Annotated in this window: 18 protein-coding genes and 3 pseudogenes; 11 read left to right on the forward strand and 10 right to left on the reverse strand. The window is 69.9% G+C overall.

Translation table 11 applies throughout. From position 1 onward, the window contains the following. Positions 1-174 precede the first annotated feature (174 nt). Positions 175-936 (reverse strand): nucleotidyltransferase, encoded by a 762-nt coding sequence (locus ACFW6B_RS28020; protein ID WP_386600058.1) that lies wholly within the window; start codon positions 934-936, stop codon positions 175-177. Between the two features lie 248 nt (positions 937-1,184). Here ACFW6B_RS28020 and ACFW6B_RS28025 point away from each other — a divergent pair, with 248 nt between their 5' ends. Further along, the gene (locus ACFW6B_RS28025; protein WP_386600061.1) at positions 1,185-1,727 is read left to right on the forward strand and encodes a GNAT family N-acetyltransferase; all 543 of its coding nucleotides are present in this window, start codon (positions 1,185-1,187) and stop codon (positions 1,725-1,727) included. Between the two features lie 224 nt (positions 1,728-1,951). Here the strand turns inward: ACFW6B_RS28025 and ACFW6B_RS28030 are convergent. Beyond that, positions 1,952-2,920: pseudogene (locus tag ACFW6B_RS28030) on the reverse strand (transposase); the annotation flags it as partial. A gap of 59 nt (positions 2,921-2,979) precedes the next feature. Here ACFW6B_RS28030 and ACFW6B_RS28035 point away from each other — a divergent pair. Continuing rightward, positions 2,980-3,162 (forward strand): annotated as a pseudogene (locus ACFW6B_RS28035) (transposase family protein); the annotation flags it as partial. 6 nt (positions 3,163-3,168) lie between these two features. Here the strand turns inward: ACFW6B_RS28035 and ACFW6B_RS28040 are convergent. From ACFW6B_RS28040 to ACFW6B_RS28050, 3 genes and pseudogenes are all read right to left on the reverse strand, one after another. Continuing rightward, positions 3,169-4,578 (reverse strand): hypothetical protein, encoded by a 1,410-nt coding sequence (locus ACFW6B_RS28040; RefSeq protein WP_386600063.1) that lies wholly within the window; start codon positions 4,576-4,578, stop codon positions 3,169-3,171. A 262-nt stretch (positions 4,579-4,840) separates the two neighbouring features. Beyond that, complete coding sequence (locus ACFW6B_RS28045) at positions 4,841-4,999, reverse strand: hypothetical protein (protein ID WP_386600064.1); 159 nt, start codon at positions 4,997-4,999, stop codon at positions 4,841-4,843. 48 nt (positions 5,000-5,047) lie between these two features. Then, positions 5,048-5,798 (reverse strand): annotated as a pseudogene (locus tag ACFW6B_RS28050) (transposase family protein). Between the two features lie 235 nt (positions 5,799-6,033). Between ACFW6B_RS28050 and ACFW6B_RS28055 the strand changes: the two are divergent. Next, complete coding sequence (locus ACFW6B_RS28055) at positions 6,034-6,471, forward strand: glutaredoxin domain-containing protein (protein ID WP_386600066.1); 438 nt, start codon at positions 6,034-6,036, stop codon at positions 6,469-6,471. Between the two features lie 107 nt (positions 6,472-6,578). Here the strand turns inward: ACFW6B_RS28055 and ACFW6B_RS28060 are convergent, their stop codons facing one another. Further along, positions 6,579-7,595, reverse strand: a complete 1,017-nt coding sequence (locus ACFW6B_RS28060; RefSeq protein ID WP_386600068.1) for a LacI family DNA-binding transcriptional regulator — start codon at positions 7,593-7,595, stop codon at positions 6,579-6,581. 172 nt (positions 7,596-7,767) lie between these two features. On the opposite strand from ACFW6B_RS28060, the gene ACFW6B_RS28065 reads away from it, so the two are divergent. The 5 genes from ACFW6B_RS28065 to ACFW6B_RS28085 all read left to right on the forward strand — a co-directional run bounded on the left by ACFW6B_RS28065 (position 7,768) and on the right by ACFW6B_RS28085 (position 14,482). Then, positions 7,768-9,594, forward strand: coding sequence for a glycoside hydrolase family 2 protein (locus tag ACFW6B_RS28065; protein ID WP_386600069.1), 1,827 nt, complete (start codon positions 7,768-7,770; stop codon positions 9,592-9,594). A 135-nt stretch (positions 9,595-9,729) separates the two neighbouring features. Further along, on the forward strand, positions 9,730-11,076 hold the full coding sequence (locus ACFW6B_RS28070) for an extracellular solute-binding protein (RefSeq protein WP_386600071.1): 1,347 nt from the start codon (positions 9,730-9,732) through the stop codon (positions 11,074-11,076). A 35-nt stretch (positions 11,077-11,111) separates the two neighbouring features. Further along, positions 11,112-12,017, forward strand: a complete 906-nt coding sequence (locus ACFW6B_RS28075) for a carbohydrate ABC transporter permease (RefSeq protein WP_386600074.1) — start codon at positions 11,112-11,114, stop codon at positions 12,015-12,017. Between the two features lies 1 nt (position 12,018). Next, positions 12,019-12,966 (forward strand): carbohydrate ABC transporter permease, encoded by a 948-nt coding sequence (locus tag ACFW6B_RS28080; protein WP_386600076.1) that lies wholly within the window; start codon positions 12,019-12,021, stop codon positions 12,964-12,966. A 64-nt stretch (positions 12,967-13,030) separates the two neighbouring features. Further along, on the forward strand, positions 13,031-14,482 hold the full coding sequence (locus ACFW6B_RS28085; protein WP_386600078.1) for a family 43 glycosylhydrolase: 1,452 nt from the start codon (positions 13,031-13,033) through the stop codon (positions 14,480-14,482). Positions 14,483-14,575: 93 nt separating this feature from the next. Here ACFW6B_RS28085 and ACFW6B_RS28090 read toward each other — a convergent pair whose 3' ends face one another. Continuing rightward, positions 14,576-15,130 carry a hypothetical protein gene (locus ACFW6B_RS28090; protein WP_386600080.1) on the reverse strand — a complete coding sequence of 185 codons (555 nt, stop codon included), beginning with the start codon at positions 15,128-15,130 and terminating at the stop codon, positions 14,576-14,578. A 155-nt stretch (positions 15,131-15,285) separates the two neighbouring features. Here ACFW6B_RS28090 and ACFW6B_RS28095 point away from each other — a divergent pair, with 155 nt between their 5' ends. The 3 genes from ACFW6B_RS28095 (at position 15,286) to ACFW6B_RS28105 (ending at position 17,865) form a co-directional block, all read left to right on the forward strand. Further along, positions 15,286-16,458, forward strand: coding sequence for a sensor histidine kinase (locus ACFW6B_RS28095; RefSeq protein ID WP_386600082.1), 1,173 nt, complete (start codon positions 15,286-15,288; stop codon positions 16,456-16,458). Continuing rightward, positions 16,455-17,090: a response regulator gene (locus tag ACFW6B_RS28100; RefSeq protein ID WP_386600084.1), complete on the forward strand. Its 636-nt coding sequence runs from the start codon at positions 16,455-16,457 to the stop codon at positions 17,088-17,090. The genes ACFW6B_RS28095 and ACFW6B_RS28100 overlap by 4 nt, the downstream gene beginning before the upstream one ends. A 76-nt stretch (positions 17,091-17,166) precedes the next feature. Next, positions 17,167-17,865, forward strand: coding sequence for an alpha/beta fold hydrolase (locus tag ACFW6B_RS28105; RefSeq protein WP_386600086.1), 699 nt, complete (start codon positions 17,167-17,169; stop codon positions 17,863-17,865). Between the two features lie 867 nt (positions 17,866-18,732). Here the strand turns inward: ACFW6B_RS28105 and ACFW6B_RS28110 are convergent. The 3 genes from ACFW6B_RS28110 to ACFW6B_RS28120 form a co-directional block, all read right to left on the reverse strand. Continuing rightward, complete coding sequence (locus ACFW6B_RS28110) at positions 18,733-19,821, reverse strand: hypothetical protein (protein ID WP_386600214.1); 1,089 nt, start codon at positions 19,819-19,821, stop codon at positions 18,733-18,735. Positions 19,822-19,927: 106 nt separating this feature from the next. Beyond that, positions 19,928-20,806, reverse strand: a complete 879-nt coding sequence (locus ACFW6B_RS28115) for a hypothetical protein (protein ID WP_386600087.1) — start codon at positions 20,804-20,806, stop codon at positions 19,928-19,930. A gap of 802 nt (positions 20,807-21,608) precedes the next feature. Beyond that, positions 21,609-23,870 carry an MMPL family transporter gene (locus tag ACFW6B_RS28120; protein WP_386600089.1) on the reverse strand — a complete coding sequence of 754 codons (2,262 nt, stop codon included), beginning with the start codon at positions 23,868-23,870 and terminating at the stop codon, positions 21,609-21,611. Between the last annotated feature and the right edge of the window lie 121 nt (positions 23,871-23,991).

Consider the following 23,991-nt stretch of genomic DNA (forward strand, 5'->3'; position numbering starts at 1 on the left):
ACTCGCCGACCGGACACGGCCGCCAGGACTGATCCACCTCATTGTGTTAGGCGCTCTTAGGAAGTTGTCGGCCTTGGCCTTGCCGAGGTGAGCAACGGGCTCGTTATACAGGTCGGTGGATCCTTTGGGGGCCTCCCACGGGTCCAGGCGATCGCGGTGCGTGTATAGACCCCGTCACTGACATGTGCCTCTCTTCAGGACGACCTGCTCAATCGCGGATCTAAGGAAGTCGAGCGTCAGTTCTGCCCGGCGGGTAATCCACTGCTCTGTCGCAGAGCTGGGCACGCCGTAGCGGCGCTGTCTGATGTCATCCACGACGTCTATGGGGGCGCCTAGTTCGGTGAGTACACCGAGAGCATCGGCTTTGGTGATCAGCTTGCCGTCCCGCAGCGTCGCTGTTGCTCTGGCCAAAGTCAGCAGACCGAGGTCGATCCAGATGTCGCGCATCCACCACTCCGGGTGGTCCAGGGCTGGCAACCAGAAGCTTTCCAGGTCCTTGACGACGAAATCAGCAAGTTGCCCGTCAGTCACCGGTGGTAGGAGGCCCGCGGGCGGCTGACCGTATAGAACGAGTCCGAAGTCGTGGAGTTCCCGCCTGGTCACCGGTGTGACCGGCCGGCGCATCAGCTCCTCGTGCGCCCACGCGAGGTGGGGGTGTGCCGGGTCATCCAACTCCGTGACTACGGGATAGCTGCAGTGCAGCTTCGACGCGAGGGGGATGACACCGCCCAGGGCCCGATGCACCTCACCAAGTTGCTGTTCCTCCGCGACCGTGCAGGGTCGCTCTACGAGTGCGATCAGGTCGAGGTCGCTGCGACCCGGCTGGTAATCGCCGCCAGCGAGTGACCCGTGCGCCCACACTGAGACCAGCGGCACGACTGGCTGGAGTGCTCTGACGAAGCACTCGATGAGTTGCCCAGTGATCTGATCCGTCATGGGGAAAGTCTGAGACCGCATGGTTGAAGAACGAAACCCGGAGTGGAACGGTTGCAGCACTCCGGGTCTGTTGGAGGGTCGATGCGCTGAGCCATAGTCCGCCCACCCCCTTACCCTGCCGGGCATCGTGAGAATGCTGTACGCATGATCGCGGAGATCCGCTCCAAGTACCCGACGGAGTGGGTGGCGATGAAGGCGGTTGTAGCGGAACTGCCAGATTGGCGTCTTGGAAGGCGAGACTGGGGTCCATGACTCCAGCAGATCGCACAGACACAGTCCACCTGCGGGCGTTCACCGAAGGTGACCTCCCCTTCCTTGATCGCCTATGTACAGATCCCGATGCGCTCGGAGAGTTCGAATGGCCTGGATTCGGTGATCCACGAGCACGCCGCAAGCGATGGGAGGCCGACGGGTATATCTCCGCCGACTCCACGGCGGTTGCCATCGCACGCGCCGACAATACGGTCGTCGGTATAGCCACCTGGAAGCCCCGCGGTTTTCCGTCGGGCGTCACCTACGAGATCGGCGTGGGGGTGGTCCCCGAGCATCGCAGTCAGGGGGTGGGGACGGCAGCGCAGAGACTGCTTGTGGACTACCTGTTGGACCACACGACTGCGAACCGGATCGAAGCCCTCACCAATGGCGGCAATCTCGCCGAGCAGAAAGCCCTCGAACGCCTGGGGTTCCGCCAGGAAGGCGTCATGCGCGGTCGGTCCTTCCAGCACGGCAATTACGTCGATGTACTGGTCTACGGCCTGCTCCGTGCGGAGTATCGCCCCGCAACAGCGTGACTGCTGGCAGAACAGGAAAGGGCGCAAGAACCGGTCATCTGCGATGTTCTGCCACATATAACAGAGTCGTTCAGCTGCGTGTCAGGTATAAGTGGTGTTCGGGTGGGAGCGGGAAAGTTCGTACGTGAAGCAGGGTATTTCCGATCGTTTGTGGTGACCTTGGGGCGGTCGGTGGAGCCTCGGGCATACGCGGGCCGGAGTGGTGGTGGCCGGTGAAGTGCTGGTCCTTTGGGCAGATGGTCCACCTGGAGGCGGATGAGGGTGCCCTCGATGATGGGGAGTTCGCCGTCGTGGTCGATCCACGCGCTGTGGGTGGTGAGCCGGGGGTGGATGCGGTTCCAGGCCATGGCCTGGGCGGTGCCGTAGCAATCGGTGACCTGTACCGTCTCCGCGTCGGGCTCACCCCAGGCATCGGGTTTGGCGAAGCGGAACTCCTTGCCGTGCTTCGGCGGTCGCCCGCCCTGGGGACAGGACAGGGCGTACTCCTTGAGTGAGGGTGTCGGCCGTCGCATGACACGGTCGGACCGCATCCGTCCCAGCACCTCGACGGGCAGGCCGTGGAGGAGGTAGGCCATGCGCGGGGCGTCGTAGCCGGCGCCGAAGACGACCAGGATGTCCGGGTCGCCGTCCTCCCACTGGCCCTGGCCGATCAAGTCGTTCACGACGCGGCGGACCTGCCGGGCGGTGGCCTCGGCGACATCATCGTCGGGGCCGAGGCGGACCGCGTCCAGCACCTGGCACCACGAAGTGCGGCCCGTCTCCAGAACAGCGACGAACGAGTACGGCCAGCCGGGAATGAACTGGTCACTGGACCGTCCCGAGCGTCCGTAGACGTGGCAGAACAGACGGTACGGGCTGGTCGGCGCGTCCGGACGCAGTCACGGCGAGACATCGACGGCCAGGACCAGACGCCCGTCGGCGGCCTTGGGCTGCGGCAACACGGCCAGTGCCTTGCGCAGCCTGTCCGCGTCGATGCGGCCCTGGTTGAGCGCGTCGTACAACGCGCCTTGCCCACGCCGGTGTTCAGCCAGCAGCGTCAGGTCGACCGGCGAGGTCACCGGCCCGTTCTCGCAGAGCATCGCGTCCGTGACTTCGAACAACGTGTCACCGCGCCGGGTCAGGCATTCGTAGAAGTCCTCTCGAAAGTGGGACGTGAAGTCGAATGCCTCGTGCCGGGCATCGTGGTGCAGCAGACTCACCCCTGCGGCCTTCGTATGAGTGCGGTTCTGTGAGCGTTTTCAGCGCTGCCACTCCAGACCGGGGCCTCACCACGACCCAGCGAACGGTCAACCGGGCCCTGTCAGCGGCGAGAGCACCAGTCGAACGCAGCATCGCGCGACTCAAGTCCTGGCGTATCTTCCGCAAGGCCCGCTGCAGCCCCAACCGCATGACCGCCATCGCCGCAGCTGTCCTCCCCCTGGAGCGTCAACGCTGAAAATGCTCAGTGTGCCGACAGGCCCAGGCGTTCCCTGGCGTTCCTCAGGTCGGCGGTGAGCGCGTCGCTCATCGGATCCCCGGCTCGTTCCAGTATGTCGACGAGAACGGCCGCTCCGGCCAAGGCGCTCTCCTCGGCCTCGCGCAGCGGCACGGTCGCGGTGGAGTCGCCGGTGTTCAAGGTGGTCCAGCGGCGGGCGGCATCGCAGAGGAGCAGTGCCTCCCAGAGTACGCGCAGTGCCGCGGGAAGGCGGTCGGATGCGATCAGCCGGTGGCCGACCCTGGCGAGCGAAGTGACCTGACGTGGCACAGCGTTGACCACGTTCATCCGACCGGTAGCCGAGAACCTGGCTCCGTCCCCGCCGCAGAGGGAAAGTCGCAGCGTCCGGATCTCCAGCGGATCCAGGGCGTCGGCCCGCACGCCGCCTGCGAGCCTCGTGAACTCCGTCCGCTCCGCTTCCAGCAGTACCTCCCGCAGACTCGGCGCAAGCACAGACCCGAACTCCCGCTCCATCTCCGCGATCCGATCATGCGACCCGCGGGCGGCCATGGCCAGATGTCCGGCCGCCTCCGCGTCCCGCCCGGCCTCTCTCAGGTGGACACCGATCCGGGCATGAGCCCCGGAACTCCCGACCCGGCCGAGTTCTGCGGCCTCCAGAATCACGCCGTCCACGGCCAGCGCCGCGTCCCACTGCCCACGCGCCGCCTCCAGCATGGAGACGACCGGGGCGGCGAAACCGATCGCGTACGGGATCGCCTCAGGGCCGATCCGGCCCATCTCCTGGTATCGGGCGAGGGACTCCTGGCCGCATTCCAGAGCCAGTTCATGGTCCCCTACCCGCAGTTGGATCCCCGCCCCGACCGCGAGGATCCGGGCCGCGTCCCCGGACCGGTCCGAGAGGGGAGTGAAGGCTCCCGCCCGCATGTACCCACCGATCGACATGTCCAGATCACTGAGGGCGCCGAAGGGACGGTCCCACTCTGCATAGGCCCGGGCCCTTCGTAGCCGGACATCGGCCGTCAGCAAGACCGCGGGAACGGGACCCGTCTCCTGCCGGTCACCTCGCTGCTCACCCTCCTTCCGGGTGGCGAGCTGCTCCGATTCCATCCGCTGGTACAGCTCCTCGGCCTGGTCCAGGGCTGTGACTGCACCGCTCACGTCTCCGACATCAGTCCTGGCCCGTCCCATGGCGTAGAGCAGTCCCGCTCTGGCCTGGGGAACCTCAGGCAGGTCCGGGGAGGCGGCGTCCAAACGGTCCAGGGCGTGCTGCGCCCGCGCGAACTCGGCCAGCGCCTGTGCCGGCCCCTGGCTCTGCTCGGCGGCGAGCCCCCGTTCGTAGGCCGTCCGGTACTCCTGGATCGCCTGCTCGGTACGATCCCGGTCCTGAGAGGCTCCGCGCCGCCGAAATATCTTCATCTTCCCTATATTCCACTTGAGTTGACTACATCCAGCCGTCCGGTGAAACGTCGACATCCTGTCATGGCGTCTCCACCGGATACCCTCGTTCACTTCGAAGGGGTCTGCCACAGGGTCTGTCACAGGTTCCCTGGCCGACTTGTGCCGGTGTGTCGGTCCGCGCGCGGGTGTCGGCGAGGCGTGCGGCGCCTGCGATCGACGGACGGCCTGACCGCAGGTGCGCGGCGGTGGCGACGGCGCCTCGGCTCGCTCGAGCGTCGGATCAGGGGAACGGCAGGGGGCGGTCCAGCCGCTCGCGTCCGTCGGGTGCCGTGATGCCGGGGGCGTGCGCGACGAGCCGGAGGCGGCCGTCGACCACCAGGTACAGGTAGGTTCCGTCGCTGCCCTCGAGGCGGGGAACAGTGACCGCTCCCTTGTGCATGAGTTGCCGACACAGGCCCTGTCAGGGGGTGCGCCTCAGTGAGCGTTTTCAGCGCTGCCTCTCCAGGGTGAGGACGGCTTTGGTGATGACGGTCATGCGGTTGGGGCTGATGCGGGATCGGCGGAGGATCTGCCAGGACTTCAGCCGTGCCATGCCGCGTTCGACCGGCGCACGTGCTGCGGCAAGCGCTCGGTTGACGGTGCGCTGGGTCAGGGTGGGTTCACCGCCCGGTGGCCGTTTGAGTCCGGTGGTGGCCCAGGGGCCGGCGCCTTGGTAGGCGCGGTCGGCGAGGATCGGGACGCCCTGGCGTTCGCAGATCCGGATGATGCGGTGGGTGCGGGCTGCGGTCAGGTCGTGGGTGCGGCCCGGCAGGGCGGGCGAGATCCACAGGACCTCACCGGCGGGGTCGGTGACGACCTGGACGTTCACGCCGGTGCCGGCGGTGCTTGGCCGAGTAGTCGGCTCGGCTGTCGCCGACGCGGTCGCACTCGGCGAGCGTCCCGTCCAGCAGGACGAACTCCGGATCAAGCTCGCGCAGCGTCTTGAGCAGGCCCGGGGCCCGTTCGGCGAGCAGGGCGGTCACGGCGGTGACATACGCGTGGGCGGTGCCGACGGATATCCCGAAGCCGGATGCGAGCCGGGTAAGGGTGTCGTGGTGGCGTAGGTACACCAGAGCGACGAGCGCCCGCTGGTGCGGCGGGAGTTTGCACCGTCGGTCACCCTCACGGGTGACGATGAGCATCGTGACCCACTCGACGAGGGCATGCGGGAGGTCGAGTGCGGCAGGATAGGCAACCAACAGGGTTCCTGTGCCGATGGGTTGAGACTTCGAACACCTCCCCCAACGGCACGGGGGCTTTGTGCGTTGCGGCCCTCACCTCGTCCTCACCGGCGTCACCCGATCAGTGACCACACTGAAAAACGCTCTGTGACGGAACGCATGCTCATGCGAGGGCCGTCCCCCTGTCCGGCGAATGCCCAGGTGAGCGGCCTAGTTCGAGGAGCATTTCGACCCATCGGTAGCCTGCATCCCCATGATGCGCGCTTGGACCTTGCCGATGCTGCTTGTACTCAGCGGCTCAGTCGTCGCGGCTGGGCAGATCTTCAAGGGAAGCCCCGGCACAGCCGCAGCACTCCTGCCGGCGTTCCTGGTGCTCGCCGGAGTGAACTCACCCCTGGTCTTCCCGAGGTCGATCGGTGCGCAGGAGGCACAACGCCGCAGCGCGGTCGACGGCCGACCGGTCGTCCTCTGGCGGCCGGGCTGCAAGTACTGCATACGACTGCGCATCCGGCTGGGCCGCAGCGCCCGCCAGCTGCACTGGGTCAACATCTGGCGCGACCCCGCAGGAGCCGCAGCGATAAGAGCAGCCAACGACGGCAACGAGACCGTGCCGACCGTCTTCGTGACGGGCCAGCCACACACCAACCCCGATCCAGAATGGGTGCGCGAACAGCTCTCCCCTTCCGGGTGATCAGAAACCGCGCCCTACGGAAAGGCACCCGCAGACACAAATGCACAGAGGTCAAAAGACAAGCTCACCCGAAGCGGGAACCACGCAAAGACCCACGTGCCCCGGTGTCAGCCTCCGCTGCTCTCCCGGACGACGATCCGATGGCCGACGACCTCGTCCCGGTACTCGGCGGTGGAGTCCGGGTCGTCCACACGGTCCAGGAGCAGGGCGACCGCCAAGCGGGCGGTCTCCCGCTTGTCGGGCGAGACGGTACTCAGGCTGGGCACGCTGAACCGAGATGCCTGGATGTCGTCGAAACCGATCACGTCGATGTCGGCGGGCACGCGCACGCCGGCCTCGTACAGGGCCCGCAGGGCGCCGAGCGCCAGGTTGTCGTTGAGGCACAGCAGGGCGTCCGGCGGGGACGTGTCCCGCGCCAGGCGGGCGGCCGCCTCGGCGCCGTCCCGCCAGTGGTAGGCGTCCACCGGTACCACCAGGTCGGCCTCGAAGGGCAGGCCCGCCGCGGCGAGGGCCTCGCGGTAGCCGTCGGTGCGCAGCCGGTCGGTGCCCTGCCTGCCGCGCAGGGTGCCGCCGATCACCGCGATGCGGCGTCGCCCCCGGGCCAGGAGGTGTTCGGTGGCCTCGCGCGCGGCGCGCACGTTGTCGATGCCGACGTGGTCGGTGTGTCCTTCGGCGGGGCGCTCACCGAGCAGCACCAGGGGCAGCCGCCGGTCGCGGGCGGCGAGGTCCCGGGGCAGCAGTGACAGGGGGCTGAGGATGACTCCGTCGCAGAACTGGGTGTCGAATCCGTGGAGCGCGGCCAGTTCGCGGTCCCGCTTTCCGCCGGTGTGGTCGATGAGTACGGTGCGGCCGTGGCGTCCGGCCGCTTCCATGACGTGGCGGGCCAGTTCGGAGAAGTAGGCGACGTCGAGTTCGGGCACGGCGAGGGTGATCATGCCGGTACGGCCCTGGCGGAGCTGGCGGCCGGCGATGTTCACGCGGTAGCCCAGGGCGTCGATCGCCTCCTGGACGGCGGTGCGGGTCCGTTCCGAGACGTGTTCGTAGTTGTTGATCACGTTGGAGACGGTCTTGGGTGAGACGCCGGCGTACTCCGCCACGTCCTTGATCCTCGGTCTGGCCGCCACGCTGCCCTTCCTTCCGAACTGCGGCAATCATACCGACGACAGAGAGCGCTTTCTGTCCGCCGGAGCCACAGTATCTGCGCCCGAACTATTTACATCGATGTAATCGGCATGGTGCCATGTGCCGCACGATCCGCACCACGCACCGACCTGCACTCTCGCAACGAGGAGCACCATGCCCGCCCCGTACCTCCCGGACGAGCCGCCTCGCCCCGAGTACCCCAGGCCCCAGTTCACCCGGGACGCCTGGCTGAGCCTCAACGGCACATGGCAGTTCGAGATCGACCGGTCCGACACCGGTCTGGAACGCGGCCTCACCGACCGCGACCTGGCCGACCGCATCCTCGTCCCGTTCTGCCCGGAGTCGGAACTGTCCGGCGTCGGCGAGACGGATTTCCTGGAGGCGGTCTGGTACCGGCGCACCGTGACCGTGCCCGCCGAGTGGAACGACGCCCGCGTACTGCTGCACTTCGGGGCCGTCGACCACGACACCACCGTATGGGCCAACGGTCGGGAAGTCGCCCGCCACCGCGGGGGCTTCACCCCCTTCACCGCCGACCTCGGCGACGTGGTCGCGGCCGGCGAGGAACTCACCGTCGTCGTCCGCGCCCGGGACAGCCGCCACACCGTCCAGGCCCGCGGCAAGCAGGCCACCTGGTACGCCAACACCCACTGCCACTACACCCGGACCACGGGCATCTGGCAGACCGTGTGGCTCGAACCCGTTCCCCGCACCGTCGCCCTGCGCCGCCCCCGCATCACGCCCGAACTGGCCACCGGCTCCTTCCTGGTCGAGCTGCCGCTCTCCGCGAACCTCACCGGACACCGGGTACGCGCCACGCTCGGCGACGCCGACGGAGTCGTCGTCACCGCCGAGGGGCGCGCCGATCTCGACCTGTGCCCGCGGCTGACGCTCGCCGTCCCCGAGGAGCGCCGGCGCACCTGGTCGCCGGCGGACCCCCACCTGTACGACCTCGCCCTGGAGGTCCTGGGCCCGGACGGCGCCGTCGTCGACGCGGCCGGCTCCTACGCCGGGCTGCGCTCGGTGTCCGTGCGCGGCAAGGAGCTGCTCCTCAACGGCGAGCGGGTCTTCCAGCGGCTGGTGCTCGACCAGGGCTACTACCCCGACGGCCTGATGACCGCCCCCAGCGACGCCGCGCTGCTGAGGGACATCGAGCTGGGGATCGCGGCCGGGTTCAACGGGGCCCGGCTGCACCAGAAGGTCTTCGAGGAGCGCTTCCTCCACCACGCCGACCGGCTCGGCTACCTGGTGTGGGGCGAGTTCGGCGACTGGGGCTGCGAGAGCGGCGTCCGCGACGACAACCAGCGGCCCGACGCCTCGTACGTCACACAGTGGCTGGAGGCTCTGGAGCGCGACCGTTCCCACCCCTCGATCGTCGGCTGGTGCCCGCTGAACGAGACGTACCAGAACCTGCACGACCGCATCACGGTGCTGGACGACGTCACCCACGCCATGTTCCTCGCCACCAAGCAGGCAGACCCGACCCGTCCGGTCATCGACGCCTCCGGCTACGCGCACCGGGTGCCGGAGACGGACGTCTACGACTCGCACTGCTACGAGCAGGACCCCGCGGCGTTCGCCAAGATCATGAACGGGCTCGCCGAGAACCGGCCGTACGTCAACACCGGCCCCGAGGGCCGCACCTGGTCCGTGCCCTACCGCGGACAGCCCTACTTCTGCAGCGAGTTCGGCGGGATCTGGTGGGACCCCGAGGCCGCCGCCGCGGCGGGTGACGACTCGGCGAGCTCCTGGGGGTACGGCGAACGGCCGCGCACCGAGGCGGAGTTCATGGAGCGGTTCCGCGGCCTGACCGGCGTGCTGCTCGAGGACCCCGGCATGTTCGGCTACTGCTACACCCAGCTCACCGACGTCTTCCAGGAGCGCAACGGCGTCTACCGCTTCGACCGCTCCGAGAAGGCCGACACGGCGGCCCTGCGCGAGGCCCAACTGCGCAGGGCGGCGTACGAGAACACGCAGTAGCCCCGGACCACCGCTCCCCGTGAGCGGGCACGCCGACTCCTGCCCCGGTTTTACATCGATGCAAGAACGCAACGCATGTGGTGGGTGGCGGCGCGGACTCCTTTCCCGCGCCGTCACCCACCGGAAAGGACCCCCATGACCGGCACACCCGTCCAGGTCGGTCGCCACGGACCGACCAGACGCCGCGTCCTGACGACAGCACTCACCGCCGGAGCGGCCGCCCTCGGCGCCGGCGCCCTCACCGGATGCGGCTCGGCCCTCGCGTCCGACGACGGATCCACCGTCCGGCTGTGGGACCTGTTCAGCGGAGCCGACGGCGGCCTCCTCAACGACATGGTGGCCAAGGCCCGGCCCGACATGCCCGGCACGCGCGTCGAACGCACCGTCCTGGAGTGGGGCACGCCCTACTACACCAAGCTCGCCATGGCCTCCGCCGGCGGCCGGGGTCCCGACGTCGCCGTCTCGCACATGTCCCGACTCACCGGATACGCGCCCACCGGTCTGCTCGACCCCTGGGACCTGGACGTCCTGGCGGAACACGGCATCGTCCCGGACGACTTCGCCGACGCGGTCTGGTCCCGCACCCGGTTCGACGGCAAGACCTACGCCATCCCCCTGGACACTCACCCCTTCATCGTCTTCTACCACCCCGGACCGGCGAAGAAGGCCGGCTTGCTCACCGCCGACGGCGCCCTGGACACCGACGCCTTCTCCTCCCCCGACCGCTTCCTCGCCGCCGGCAAGGAACTCGCCAAGGCCTCCGGGAAGCAAGGCATCGCGTTCGGCTACGTCACCGACACCGCCCAGTGCTGGCGGCTGTTCTACGGCCTGTACCACCAGACCGGCGGCCGCTTCGAACTGCCCGAGGGCGGCCCGGCCGAGGTGGACGTCGACCGGATGGCCGAGGTCATCGCCTTCATGGCCAAGATCGTCGACGGTACCGTCAACCCCCGCAGCCTCGACTACGCCTCCGCCATCGCCTCCTTCGTCAACAACCGGACGGCGATGATCCTCTCCGGCGAATGGGAACTGGGCACCTTCCGCACGACCGACGAGAACGTCGGCGCCGCCCCCTTCCCCACCGTCTTCGGCACCCCGGCCGTCTACGCCGACTCGCACTCCTTCGTCCTGCCCCACCGCGACCACCCGGACGAGGAACACCGACGCCGCACCCACCGCGCGGTCGCCGCGCTGCTCAGGGCCGGACAGATCTGGGCCACCGCCGGCCACATCCCCGCCTACACGCCCGTCACCCGGACCTCCGAGTACGCCGCGCTCCGACCGCAGTCCCACTACGCCCGGGCCGCGGACCACGTCGTCCTCGATCCGGCGGCATGGTTCGCCGGAGCGGGCTCGGACTTCCAGAACGCCATGTCCCAGGTCCTCCAGCAGGCCCTCCTGGGCGACATGAGCCCGGACCGCGCGGCGCGCGCGATGGTACGGCGCCTCAATACCTTCCTCTCCAAGCCCAGCCCGGCCTGATCCGGCCGCGAACCGTCCGCGCAGGAGGCACGACGATGTCCTCTCCCCCCGCCCCGTCCCGCACCGGGACGCTCCCGGCGCGCCGGATCCTCTCCCCCGGCCCGCTCTTCGCCCTCCCCTTCCTCGTGCTCTTCGCCCTCTTCATGGTCTGGCCACTGGTCCAGGGACTGTGGATGAGCTTCACCGACACCTCCCTGTCGGCCCACGCACCGGGCTTCGTCGGCCTCGACAACTTCTCCAAGGCCCTCCAGGACGCCGAGATGTGGCGCGCACTCGGCCACACCGTGTGGTTCACCGTCCTGTCGACCGTCCCGCTCGTCGTCGTCGCCCTCGGCATGGCCCTGCTCGTCCACACCGGACTGCCCGGCCAGTGGGTGTGGCGCCTGGCCTTCTTCGCGCCGTACCTGCTGCCCGTCGGCGTGGTCACCCTGGTGTGGGGCTGGCTCTTCCAGGGCGACCTCGGCCTGTACAACCAGCTCCTCGACGCGGTCGGGCTCGACTCGGTGGCCTGGCTGAGCGACAGATCGGTCGCGATGTGGGCGATCGTGCTCACCACCCTGTGGTGGACCGTCGGCTTCAACTTCCTTCTCTACCTCGCCGCCCTGCAGTCCGTGCCCGACCACCTCTACGAGGCCGCGGCACTCGACGGCGCGGGCGCCTGGCGACGCCTGTTCTCCATCACGCTGCCGCAGCTTGGCCGGATCACCGTCGTCGTCACCGTGCTGCAGATCCTCGCCTCGCTGAAGGTCTTCGACCAGGTCTACCTGCTCACCAAGGGCGGCCCGGACAACTCCACCCGCCCGGTCATCGAGTACATGTACGACGTCGGCTTCACCGGCTACCGGCTCGGCTACGCCTCGGCGATCAGCTACGTCTTCTTCGCCCTCGTCATCCTCGCCTCCGCGGCCCAGTACGCCGCCCTCCGCCGCCGGGAGAAGTGACATGACCTCCACCACCGAGTTGCCCGCCCGCAGTCCCGAGGCCGCACCCCGCTCACCTGTCATCCGGGAGGTGGCGGCCCGCAGACACCGCGCCGAGGCCCGCCGCACCCACCTCTCCCTCGGCGACGGCCGCACCGCACGCACCCTCACCTTCGCGGCGCTGACCCTGCTGGCCCTCCTGTGGCTGCTGCCCTCCAGTTGGGGACTGCTCACCGCGTTCAAGTCGGAGCAGGACGCCGGCGACCCCGTCCACTGGCTGTGGCCCGAGCACGGCTTCACCCTCGACGGGTTCCGCAGTGTGTGGGAGCGCGGCGACCTGCCGCTGTGGATGTTCAACAGCTTCCTCGTCGCCGCCGTCGTCACCGTGATCACGGTGGCCGTGTCCGCGATGGCCGGCTACGCCTTCTCCCGCACCCTGTTCGCCGGGCGCAAGGCACTGTTCACCGTCACGGTGGCGGCCGTCCTGGTGCCGCCGCAGATGCTGATCGTGCCGTGGTTCCAGCAGATGCTGACCCTGAACCTGGTCGACACCTACGCGGCGGTGATCCTGCCGCAGACCGTGGCACCGGTCATGGTGTTCATCCTGAAGAAGCACTTCGACTCCCTGCCGAGGGAGTTGGAGGAGGCCGCCCGCATCGACGGCGCCGGGCACCTGCGGATCTTCTGGTCCGTGCTCCTGCCGCTGTCCCGCCCCATGCTGTCGGCGGTGGCGGTCTTCGTGTTCATCGGGGCCTGGAACAACTTCCTGTGGCCCTTCGTCTCCACCTCGGACCCCGGCCTGATGACCCTGCCCGTCGGCATCACGTCGGTCAAGGACGCCTACGGCGTCCAGTACGCACAGTCGATGGCCTCGGCCGTCCTGGCCGCGCTGCCGCTGGTCGTCGTCTTCCTGTTCTTCCAGCGGCACATCGTCAAGTCCGTCGCCACGACGGGACTCGGCGGCCAGTGACACCGCCCGTCGACCGAAAGACGGCAACCCGCTCGGACACCACCCCCACACCACGGAGTCGCCCATGAGCACGTCCCCCCGCACGGCCCGCACCGCGGCACTGCTCGCCCTGCTGCTGGCCGTGATGTTCTCCCTCGTCTCCACGCCCGCGTCGACCGCGGCTCCCCAGGCCGCGGCCGCCGCGGGCACCACCTTCCGCAACCCGCTCAACACCGGGCCGGACCCGTACGTGACGTACTTCAACGGCTCGTACTACATGACCACGACCCAGGGCGGCAGCATCCGCATGTGGCGCTCCCCGTCCCTGGCCACCCTCCTCGCATCCGACCCGGTAACCGTCTGGACCGACACCGACAACTCCCGCAACAAGAACATCTGGGCCGCGGAGTTCTACCGCTTCGGCAACCGCTGGTACCTCTACTACACCGCCGACGACGGAGTGGACGACCACCACCGCGTCTACGTCCTGGAGTCCGACGCCGACTCCCCCACCGGCCCCTACCACTTCAAGTCCGCGCTCATCCCGCCCAACCACACCGCCGACTTCGCGATCGACCCCGGCGTCTTCACCCACAACGGCAAGCTGTACCTCGCCTACAGCGGCATCAACGCCTACCAGCACAACGGGCTCAACATCGCGCCGCTGTCCAACCCCTACACCGTCTCCGGCAACGCGGTCGCGATCGACGCGGCGGGCGGCTGCCCGGAGGTGCGCGAAGGACCGGAGTTCCTCAACCGCAACGGCCGTACCTGGATGACCTATTCGGCCTGCGACACCGGCAAGCCCGACTACCAGCTGTGGATGCTCTCCCTGGCCGACGGCGCCGACCCGCTGGTCGCCGCCAACTGGCAGCAGCGGGGCGGCGCGCTCTTCTCACGCAACGACGCCGTCGGCGTGTACGGCCCCGGCCACCACGCCTTCTTCAAGTCCCCCGACGGCACCCAGGACTGGATGGTCTACCACGCCAAGACAACCTCCCAGTACACCTACACCGACCGCACCAGCCGCGCCCAGAAGATCAGCTGGAACGCCGACGGCAGCCCGAACCTCGGCACCCCGCTCGCCCTGGGCGCCACTCAGAACCTGCCCTCCGGCGACCCCGGCTCGGGCAACCACTGGATCAACGACGACGGACGCTCCAGCGGCGACGGCACACTCACCTACACCGGCACCTGGAACTCCGGCACCGGATGTGCCACGCAGTGCTTCTGGGGCGACGACCACTGGAGTGACCGGGCCGGCAACACCGCGACCTTCACCTTCACGGGCACCCGGATCGCGCTGCTGTCCGTACGCGACACCGGCAACGGCATCGCCGCCCTCAGCATCGACGGCGGTACGGAGACCCGGGTCGACCTCTACAGCGCCATCCGCACGGGTGAGACCGTGCAGTACACCAGCCCGAAGCTGGCCCCCGGCCGGCACACCCTGCGCGTCAGGGTGACCGGCGAGCGCAACGCCCGGTCCACGGCCTCCTTCGTGAGCGTGGACCGGGCCGAGGTGTACACCGACTGACCCGGCCGGAAGACGGCGGTCGCCGTCCGGGCAGAACCGGACCGACCGCCGCGCTCGACCGCCGGGACCATTCGGACGCCCTCTGACGAAGCACTACCAGGCCCTGTCACGGCCGGCCGGTTCCTTCTTCGGGAACAGGGTGTAGCTCGCGGCGATCACCAGGTTGATCCCGATCAGCCACACCATCCGCGACTGCCAGTCCCGCAGCGAGCCGGTGCTGCCGTCGTCGCCGACGTACCAGACGGCCGCCTGGAGCAGGGCGACGGCGACCACGGAGGCCAGCACCCAGCGGCCCGCGACCTTCCACTCGTGGACGGCGCGGGCCCGGCCGTACTTCGGCGGCCTCACCGGCGGCGGGCCCCCGGCGAAGCGGTACGCGATCCGGGCGTCGGCCCACCGGATCGTGGAGTGGCCGAGGCCAACCGTGAAGCCGATGTAGACGGCGGCGAGACCGTGCCGCCAGTCGGGCTCGGCGCCGTTCTTCAGGTCGATCGCGGTGACCGTGAACAGCACCAGCTCCAGCAGCGGTTCGCACAGCAGCAGGGCGAGCCCGGTGCGCGGCATCCGGAGCCCGTACCGGAAGCCCAGTCCGGCCGCCAGCAGCACCCAGAACGCCACCTCACAGGCGATGATCAGTCCGACGATCACGGCTCGCTCCTCTTCTTCACCTCTTCGAGCACCCCTCGAGCCTCCCGGCCGCCGGACGGCGCGGCGTCGTCGGCGGTGACGAGATCGGTGTAAGCGAAAGAGGCACCCCGGACCCTCCCTTGGGCGGGGCGTCGGGGGCCGTGTTGGATGGACGCATGGCCCTCGCAGCACTGCGCCCCCACCGCGACGACGTGCGGATCGCCGTCGGCGGGCTGCTGGGCGGGGTGCTGCTGTGGACGCTCGGCATGCGCCCACGCGAGCCCGCGGAAGCCTTCGTGCTGTGGCGGGCGTCCTGGGCCCCGCTGGTGCCGCTCGCGGTGACCGCCGCGTGCGAGCTGCTGCGCCGCACCCGCCCCCGTACCGGCCTGCTCCTCGGCACCGCCGCGCTGCCGCTGGACACGGTGACCGTCGGCAGCGTCGTCACCGTCGTGCTGTACACCGACCTCATGTACGCGGCTGTCCTGTACGGCAGCCCCGCCACCGCCCGCCGAATGCCCTGGATCACCGGGATGCTGACCGTGCTCGGCGGGGTGGTGCCCGCCGCCGTGGGGCGCGACCCCCAGTGGCTGCTGCTCGGGGTGGGCGTCGGCGTGGTCGCGTTCGCCCCCGCCGCCACCGGCTGGGTGGTGCGCAACCACCGGGACGCCGCCGAGGCGGCGCGGCTGCGGGCCGAACAGACCGCACTGCTGGCGGAGGTGGACCGCACCCAGGCGGTGACGGCCGAGCGGGCCCGGATGGCACGGGAACTGCACGACCTGGTCGCGGGCCACCTCTCCGCCATCGCCATCCACTCCACGGCCGCGCTCTCCCTGGACGACCCGAGGACCACGAAGGAGGCTCTGGCGGTGATCCGGGAGAACAGTGTCGAGGGACTGGCGGAGATGCGGCGCCTGATCGGCGTCCTGCGGGCCGACTCGGCCGACCGGGCGCCCGCCGCGATCCCCACGCTGGACGGGCTCGCCGCGCTGGTCGAGGGCGCCCGTGCCAACGGCCTGGACGTCCGCCTGGACGCCGGGCAGGGCGAGGTTCCGGCGCCGGTCGGCCTGGCCGCGTACCGGATCGTGCAGGAGTCACTGACCAACGCCCTCAAGCACGCGGCCGAGGGCCCCGTGGAGGTCCGGCTGCACCGGCGGGACGACTCGCTCGACATCCGGGTGACGAGCCCCTACCGGGCAGGCGACACCCCGCGCGCCCCCGGTTCCGGTGCCGGGATCGCCGGGATGCGGGAGCGGGCGGCACTGCTGGGCGGGGTGCTGGAGGCCGGCCCCGAGAGCGCCCGCTGGACCGTCCGCACCACGCTTCCGCTCGCTGAAGGAGATTCCGCATGATCCGTGTCCTGGTCGCCGAGGACCAGTCGGCCGTACGGGCCGGTCTCGTGCTCATCCTGGGCAGCGCGCCCGACATCGAGGTGGCCGGGGAGGCGGCGGACGGGGAGCGCGCGGTGGAGCTGGCTCGGGAGCTGCGGCCGGACGTGGTGCTGATGGACGTACAGATGCCGCTGCTGGACGGGGTGTCGGCGACCCGGCTGATCACGGCTGAGGCACTGGCGGACGTGCTGGTGCTGACCACGTTCGACCTGGACGAGTACGTCTTCGGGGCGCTGCGGGCCGGTGCGGCCGGGTTCCTGCTGAAGAACGCCGAGGCGCGGGAGCTACTGGCGGCGGTGCGGACCGTGGCGCGCGGGGAGGGCGTGGTGGCGCCTGCGGTGACCCGGCGGCTGATCGCCGAGTTCGCCGGGCAGCCGCCTCGGACGAACGACCGGGCCGTCCTGGACGGGCTGACCCCGCGCGAGCGCGAGGTGCTGACCGGTGTCTGCGACGGGCTGTCCAACGCCGAGATCGGGGCCCGGCTGGCGATGGCGGAGGGCACGGTGAAGACCCACGTCAGCCGGCTGCTGGCCAAGCTGGGACTGCGCAGCCGGGTCCAGGCAGCCGTGCTGGCACGGGAGTTGGGGGTGTAGGGGCGCCTCCTCGGCGCCCCTACACCCAAAGGGTGTTGCATAGGCGATCGTGGGGCCGCTTCGCTACGGTGCGGCCATGGCGAACTTTGTGCTGGTTGCAGGTGCGCGACTCGGATCGTGGGCGTGGGACGACGTGGTGCCGCATCTGCGTGCGGCAGGTCATGGTGTCCACCCGCTGACGCTGTCCGGTCTCGCTGACAAGCGAGGTGTGCCGGCTGGGCAGCAGACCCACGTCCAGGACATCGTCGATGAGGTCGAGCTCCAGGACCTGCGTGAAGTCGTTCTGGTGGGCCACAGCTACTCGGGTGTCCCGAGCGGTCAGGCCGCCGGCCGGATCGGCGACCGGCTGGCGCATGCGGTCTTCCTCGACTCCAGTGTTCCGGCCGATGGTCAACCGTTCGTCTCCGCCTGGCCGGACGGCGGGGCGATGATGAGGGCGTCGATCGCCGGGAACGGAGGATTCTGGCCGGTCGCGTCCGCGGCCCATTTCGAGGGCCACGGTCTCACCGATGAGCAGATCGCACGGATCGTGGGCGGTTCGACGCCGCACCCGGGTGCCACGCTGACCGAACCCGCCGTGCTGGAAAGGCCGCTCGGCGACCTCCCGGCGACTTACGTCAAGTGCACGCTCGGTGACCCCGAGCCGAGCGACGACGTGGCCGAGCTGCTGACCAGCGGACACTGGCGGCTGATCGAGATGGACACCGGCCACTGGCCGATGTTCTCCCAGCCACGCGAACTGGCGCAGATCCTCCTCGACATAGCCGGGGCGTAACCGGGGCGTAACCACCGGTCCGTGCTTGCGGACTCCTTGCTGGCGTTGTATCAGCTGCGCCGGTCACAGCCACTCGTCGATCGCCGCGACGAGGACGGTCGCCTCGTAGCGGACCGCGAGTTCGTCGTACCGCGTGGCCACGGACCGGTGCCTTGAGCCGATCGCTGCCGCACTCGACCGCGTGCCGAGCCTTGTGGTCCTGCGGGTCGAACTGCGGCGGCCGACCGCCAGCAGACCTCAACGGCCGAGTGACCAGCCTGCTGGACCACAAAGGCCCCTTTGCCATGAGTCCGGGACGAAGAGGTCGTGCCAGACCGGCGGCGGCTCCGGCTCTCTCCTGTCGTGCCGCGCCCGTGATGTATCGCTCATGAGCAGCCCCCCTCCAACTCACTGAGATGCACTCGAGGTCTTTCCCCGGAAGATCGCGGGTAACCCGGCTTCGCCCTTGCCGGCTGTGCGATCTTGCCGGAAGCCAACCGCCATCGGACACACTCCAGACCTTCAACGTCCGCTCATGCATTGCGTGTTGGCTTCGCCACGGGAAGCAGCGCGGACCGGCCGCCGACCGGATGGGCTTCCTGCCCGCTCCGCCGCAGTTCAGCCAAGTCGGCTCGCGATCGACGGCGATGTCAGACAGGCGGAACGGGTTCGACCCAGCCGCACGGATGAGGGATCGGACTTACAAGAAGGCCGTGGTGACGGTGTTCGGTTCACTTCCGCTCGCACGGAGAGCACCGCCCTCCCCAACGGCACAGGAGTCTCGTGCGTCGCGGGTCCCGCCGCCGTGAGGCGAACGGCTTGTCACACACCCTGACGCGACGACACTTCTGTCACCGGCGGCGGAGGGTGTGTGACAGGCCCGGCAGTTCATTGGATCAGGTCGGTGTGCGGATGCTCGGGAGAGGCCGGGCAGACGTAGATCTGCATGTTGTCGGTGCTGCCGACCTCGACCTTGGTCGGCTGCGAGGGGTCCTGGCCACAGCAATGACCGGCGGTGTTGGCGGCGTGGGCGGCGGTCTGGTCCTCGTGAGGCGCCCAGCTGTGTCCCTCGCCGCCGTCCCATTCGTAGGAGGCGATGGTCAGCAGCGGGACCATCCGCACATCACAGACCGTGCAGTAGCGGGGGTTGGGGTCGGTGCGGCCCCACGGAGGCCAGCCGCCGACCTTCCAGCCGGGCGCGTCAGCCAGATGGACGTCATAGAAGTCCCGCGGACAGTCCGCGTGCTCGGAGCCGTCCACGTCGGCGCCGGCCGCCTGCCATCTGCTCCAGTCCTCCACCATCAGCTGCATCTGCGGGCTCAGATCGAGGCCGTTGGGGTATTCGGTGATCGTTTCCGGTGCCAGCACGCACGGCTCCGGCAGATAGCCGTCATCGTTCACCTCGTACGGTTCGGGCGGGGTGGCGAGGATGTCGCCCACCTCGGCGGCGGACCGCCAGAACAGTGCGGTCGCCGGCTTGTGATGCGGATCGTGGTCGTAGGGGCACCACAGGACCTGGAGCAGATCGGCCTGTCCGGGCGGCCGCAGCAGGGGTATGTCGCGCAGATACAGCTGGGCCACGGGCAGCATGGGAACCGGGCGGTCCGCGGGCGGCGGACCGGCGTCGAGCCGCTCCGCGAGCCTCGCGGCGTTCCGTTCCTTGATCGCCGCCTCCTCGGGCGTCATCCCGCCACGGCCATGGTGATCGCGGTGTCTCCGGACCTGCATGCGTCTCATCAGCCGCACGTCGTCCGGCGACTGACGGAACCCGCTGTCCACGTGCAGGTGCGAGGCTTCGCAGTGCGGCCACGGCTCATCGGCCGGCCACAGCAACGGTCCCCCGACCGAGCTCTCCCCGGCCGAAGGCGACCCGGGACGAGGGTGCAGCCGAATCGCGGGACGCGCCAACGGCGCCAGCTCGGGAAAGACCGCGGTCACGTCCACGGGCCGCGGCGGAGTAGTACGTACGAAGACCATGCCGGTGATCCTGTCACCAGCCACTGACAACCCCTGACCTTCTCAACCGGCTTCCGTGGCACCGGTGTTCAGCCGGTCGAGTCCGACACGCGCAGGCCGGTCGCAGTCATCCCGCCGGGTGTCGAACCGGTGCGGTCCGGAGACGAGCGACCTGGGCGCGGTGGCGGGCCCGGAGAGCCCGGCGCTCCCCGGCCTCGGCGAGCACCGCCGCTCCGGCTTGCTCTCCGGCGTCGAACGGCGCCGGAGAGAAGCGGTCGCCGGCTCTGACGTGCTGTTCCCAGTCGTCCTGCCAGAACTCCACCGTCCAGCCCGGCCACAACTCCGGTACTTGGTAAGCCTGTGGCGAGGAGTAGAGGGACCACCAGCCCAGACGGCGGCGTTCCGGGTCGAGGTGGATGCCGGAGTTGACGTGCAGGCGGCAGACTCCGTGCCCGGGGGCGTCCGTCAGGCGGTCGAGCAGGGCGGCGCCCTCGCGGACCGGGTGGTCGAAGGCGTCGGAGGCGACGTGGCAGCGGTCGGTGCCGACCGTGATCACCACACCGCCCGGGTCGGGCCCGGCCAGGTCCTCGTCGTCGGGGGCGAGGAGCGGGGCCGAAGAGGGCTCCGAATCGCGGCGGCGGACGTACTCCGGGTCCAGTCCGACGTACTCGCGCAGTTCGGCCGGGCCGTCGTACAGCCAGCGGACCTCCCAGCCCGGCCACGCCGCTCGGATCAGCTCGAACACGGCCGCGCGGTGGCGGAGTTCGGTGCTGGGCCCCTCCCAGGCGAAGAACAGAAGTACCTTCCGGCCGAGATCGAGCAGTATTCCGCCCTGGGCCATGGTGTCGTCCAACCACCAGCCGTCCTGGCGGAGTTCGGGAAGCATGGCGAGAACCGGCGTCGGCCCGTCCAGCAGGTCGAGGTCGATTCCGACCGCCCAGCCGGTCCGGTACAGCTCATGCGTACCGTTCTCGCGGACCACGATGACGTTGGCTCTGTCTCCCATCGGGCCAGGATGACCGGACGGGAGGCTGTCGGCCATCCGTTTTCGGCGGCTCCGAGGCTCCGGTGTCCAGCGATCGGCTGCCGCCTGACCTGCGGCTGATCCGGCTCGAGCTCGCTCTGTCGCCCTCGTGACCGGACCGGGAACCGGCGGGCGGCGTTGGCAGGCGTGGCTCAACCTGGACAAGGCCGCGGCGCTCCTCACCGAGGAACCCGAGGACGTGGACGACACGAGCCTGTGGGCGAACACACCCGAGTTCGCCGAGGCAGTGAGGCGCAAGCGGGCGAAGCTCGACGCGGATGTTCCGGCCGACGCCGAAGGCGCCCTCGCCTGGGCTGCGGCGGCCGGCGTCCCGGTCACCACGCAGCAGCCCGGATCGAAGAGCTGCTGCGCTCGCGGGAGGTCTTCGCGGAGGACCTCTTCAGCGCGCTGCTGGACGAGTTGGGTTTCCCCCAGGCCGTCCAGCCCTCACCACAGCCATGAGAAACGATGTTCCAGGAAGGCGATCCCCTCCCCCGTCCCGGGGACTCCCTGACGATTTCCGTCCGCCGGGTGACGGCGGGCCTCGGGCAGGCCTTAGGCCCTGTCGTCAAATTCCCGCCTGCCCCACGACGCCCGGCACGCTCCCCCAAGCTCTTCGAGCAGGGGGCACCCCCACTCGCCGCACCGGGCGAAAGCCCCAGTACGTCCAGTACGAGGACTTCCGCCCGGCACTCCCCCAGCCTTCGGGCGACGACGGGAATTTGTCGACAGGACCTGGGTGACGCGCTGAGGTGCCGGACGCCGAGGGCGGGCAGGAGTTGAGTCAACGGTCGACCAGCCGTGGACGCGGGGCCTCACCCGTGGATTCCGCGTCGGTGCCGACCGGGCCGCGGGGAAGCATCCGGTCCAGCCACTTCGGCAGCCACCAGTTGGTCCGGCCGAGGAGTGTCATGGTCGCCGGTACCAGCACCATGCGTACGACCGTGGCGTCGATGAAGATCGCGGTGGCCAGGCCGAGCCCGAACATCTTGGTGGAGGGGTCCTCGGCGACGGCGAAGGACAGGAAGACCGCCACCATGATGAGGGCGGCCGAGGTGATGATCCGGGCGGTGCGCGAGACGCCCTCGACGATCGCCGTGCCGTTGTCGCCGGTGCGCAGGTACTCCTCGCGTACGCGGGAGAGGAGGAACACCTCGTAGTCCATCGACAGGCCGAACAGGATGGCGAAGAGGAACATCGGGATGAACGACACGATCGGAACCGTTGCTTCCAGTCCGATGAGTGCTCCTCCCCAGCCCCACTGGAAGACCGCGACCATGATGCCGTAGGCCGCGCCGATGCTCAGCAGGTTCAGCAGTACCGCCTTGAGCGGTACGAGTACCGAGCGGAAGACCAGCATCAGCAGCAGGAACGACATCGCCAGCACGGCGGCGACGAACGCCGGCAAGCGTTCGCTGGTGCGTTGCCCCACGTCGGACAGGCTCGCGGCGGCGCCGCCGACGTGGGCCCTGGCCGGGCCGTGCCCGATCGCCGTGGGCAGCACGTCGGTGCGCAGCCGGGTGATGGTGTCGGCCGTGGCCTTGTCCTGAGGGCTGGTGGTCGGGAACACCACGAGGGTCGCGATGCCGGTGGCCCGATCGACGCGCGTCGGCGCGACGGATGCGATGCCCGGATCCGCCGCGACCGCCCCGACGAGTCGGTCCAGCACTCCCGGATCACCGGTGGGGTCCGCGGCGATGACGAGGGGACCGTTGGTGCCCGGGCCGAACCCCTCGGCGACGAGGTCGTAGGCCCGGCGCTCGGTACGGCTGTGGGGCAGTGAGCCGTCGTCGGGCAGGCCGACGCGCAGGCCGAGCACGGGCAGCGTCGCGGTCAGCAGCAGCCCCGCCGCGCCGACCGCGTACGGCACCGGGTGCCGGCTGACGTGCCCGATCCAGCGACGCCACCCGGCGGCGTGGGCGGCGCCCGCCGCCGTGTCCCGCCGTCGGCCGAGGCGGCCCGACCACCCGGCCTGAAGTGCCCGGCCGATCCGGCCGACCCGGCCCAGCCGCGGGCCCGCCGCGCCGAGGAAGGCCGGCAGCAGCGTCACCGACGCGAGCACCATCGTCAGGACGACGATCGAGACGGCGACCCCGCCCACCGTCATGAACGGCACGTTCGCGACCGCCAGGCCGAGGATCGACACGACGACGGTGCCGCCGGCGAAGACCACCGGCCGCCCCGCCGTGGCCACCGCTCGTCCGGCCGCCTCGTGCGGATCGAGCCCGCGCGCGAGGTACTCCCGGTGCCTGGCGAGCACGAACAGCGCGTAGTCGATGCCCACTCCGAGCCCGACCATGCTGCCCAGGACCGGTGCGAAGGTGGGGACCTCTGTCACCCCCGCCAGTACCGTCATCGTGGCGACCCCGACGGTCAGTCCGAAGACCGCCATGCCGATCGGCAGTGCGGCGGCGACGAGCGAACCGAACGCCAGGAACAGGATCGCGGCCGCGGCGAGGAGGCCGATCAGCTCGCTCGCGCCGCCGTCGGGGTCGGAGAAGGCGTAGAAGAGGTTCCCGCCCATCTCGATGCGCAGGGGCAGCTCGGCGCGCAGCCGGTCGCCGAGATCGACGAGGGCGTCGAGGTCTTCGGCCGACAGCCGGCTCTGGTCGGGGTACTGCACCCGGACGACCGCGATCCGCCCGTCGGCCGAGACGAGGCCGCCGCGCACGGCCTTTCCCCCGCTTGCGTCGAGTGCCCCCGCCGGGTCGCTCGTGCCGAGCACGTGCGGCAGCCGCTCCACCTCGGCCCGCAGCCGCGTGAGAGCGGTGCGCGCACTGCCGTGGTCGAAGAACGTCGCAGCGCCGTCGAGGGGGGTGACGACCACCTGGGCGGTCATCCCCTCCTGGCCGGTGCCGGCCCGCTCGATCAGTTCCGCGGCCCGCTGGGAGTCCAGTCCCGGAGCGGTCATCGAATCCGCGTTCCGCCCGCCGAAGGCGACGGCGGCGAGGACGGCGAGCGTGGCGGCGACCAGCCATGCCGCGATCACCCGCCAGGGATGGCGGGCGGCGCCCCCGCCCAGGCGCAACAGGGCTTTCGAGAGCATCGGGTCCTCCAACCACCTCGTCGGCCGTCCTTGTACGGCCGCCGATACCGAGGCTCGTCGCCACGGCGCTCCGCGGCATCGGCCCGCGGGCCGCGGATCCGTCGGCCCCGGGGCGGAGTGA

It is taken from the genome of Streptomyces sp. NPDC058751 (genome assembly GCF_042746485.1).
Classification (GTDB): domain Bacteria; phylum Actinomycetota; class Actinomycetes; order Streptomycetales; family Streptomycetaceae; genus Streptomyces.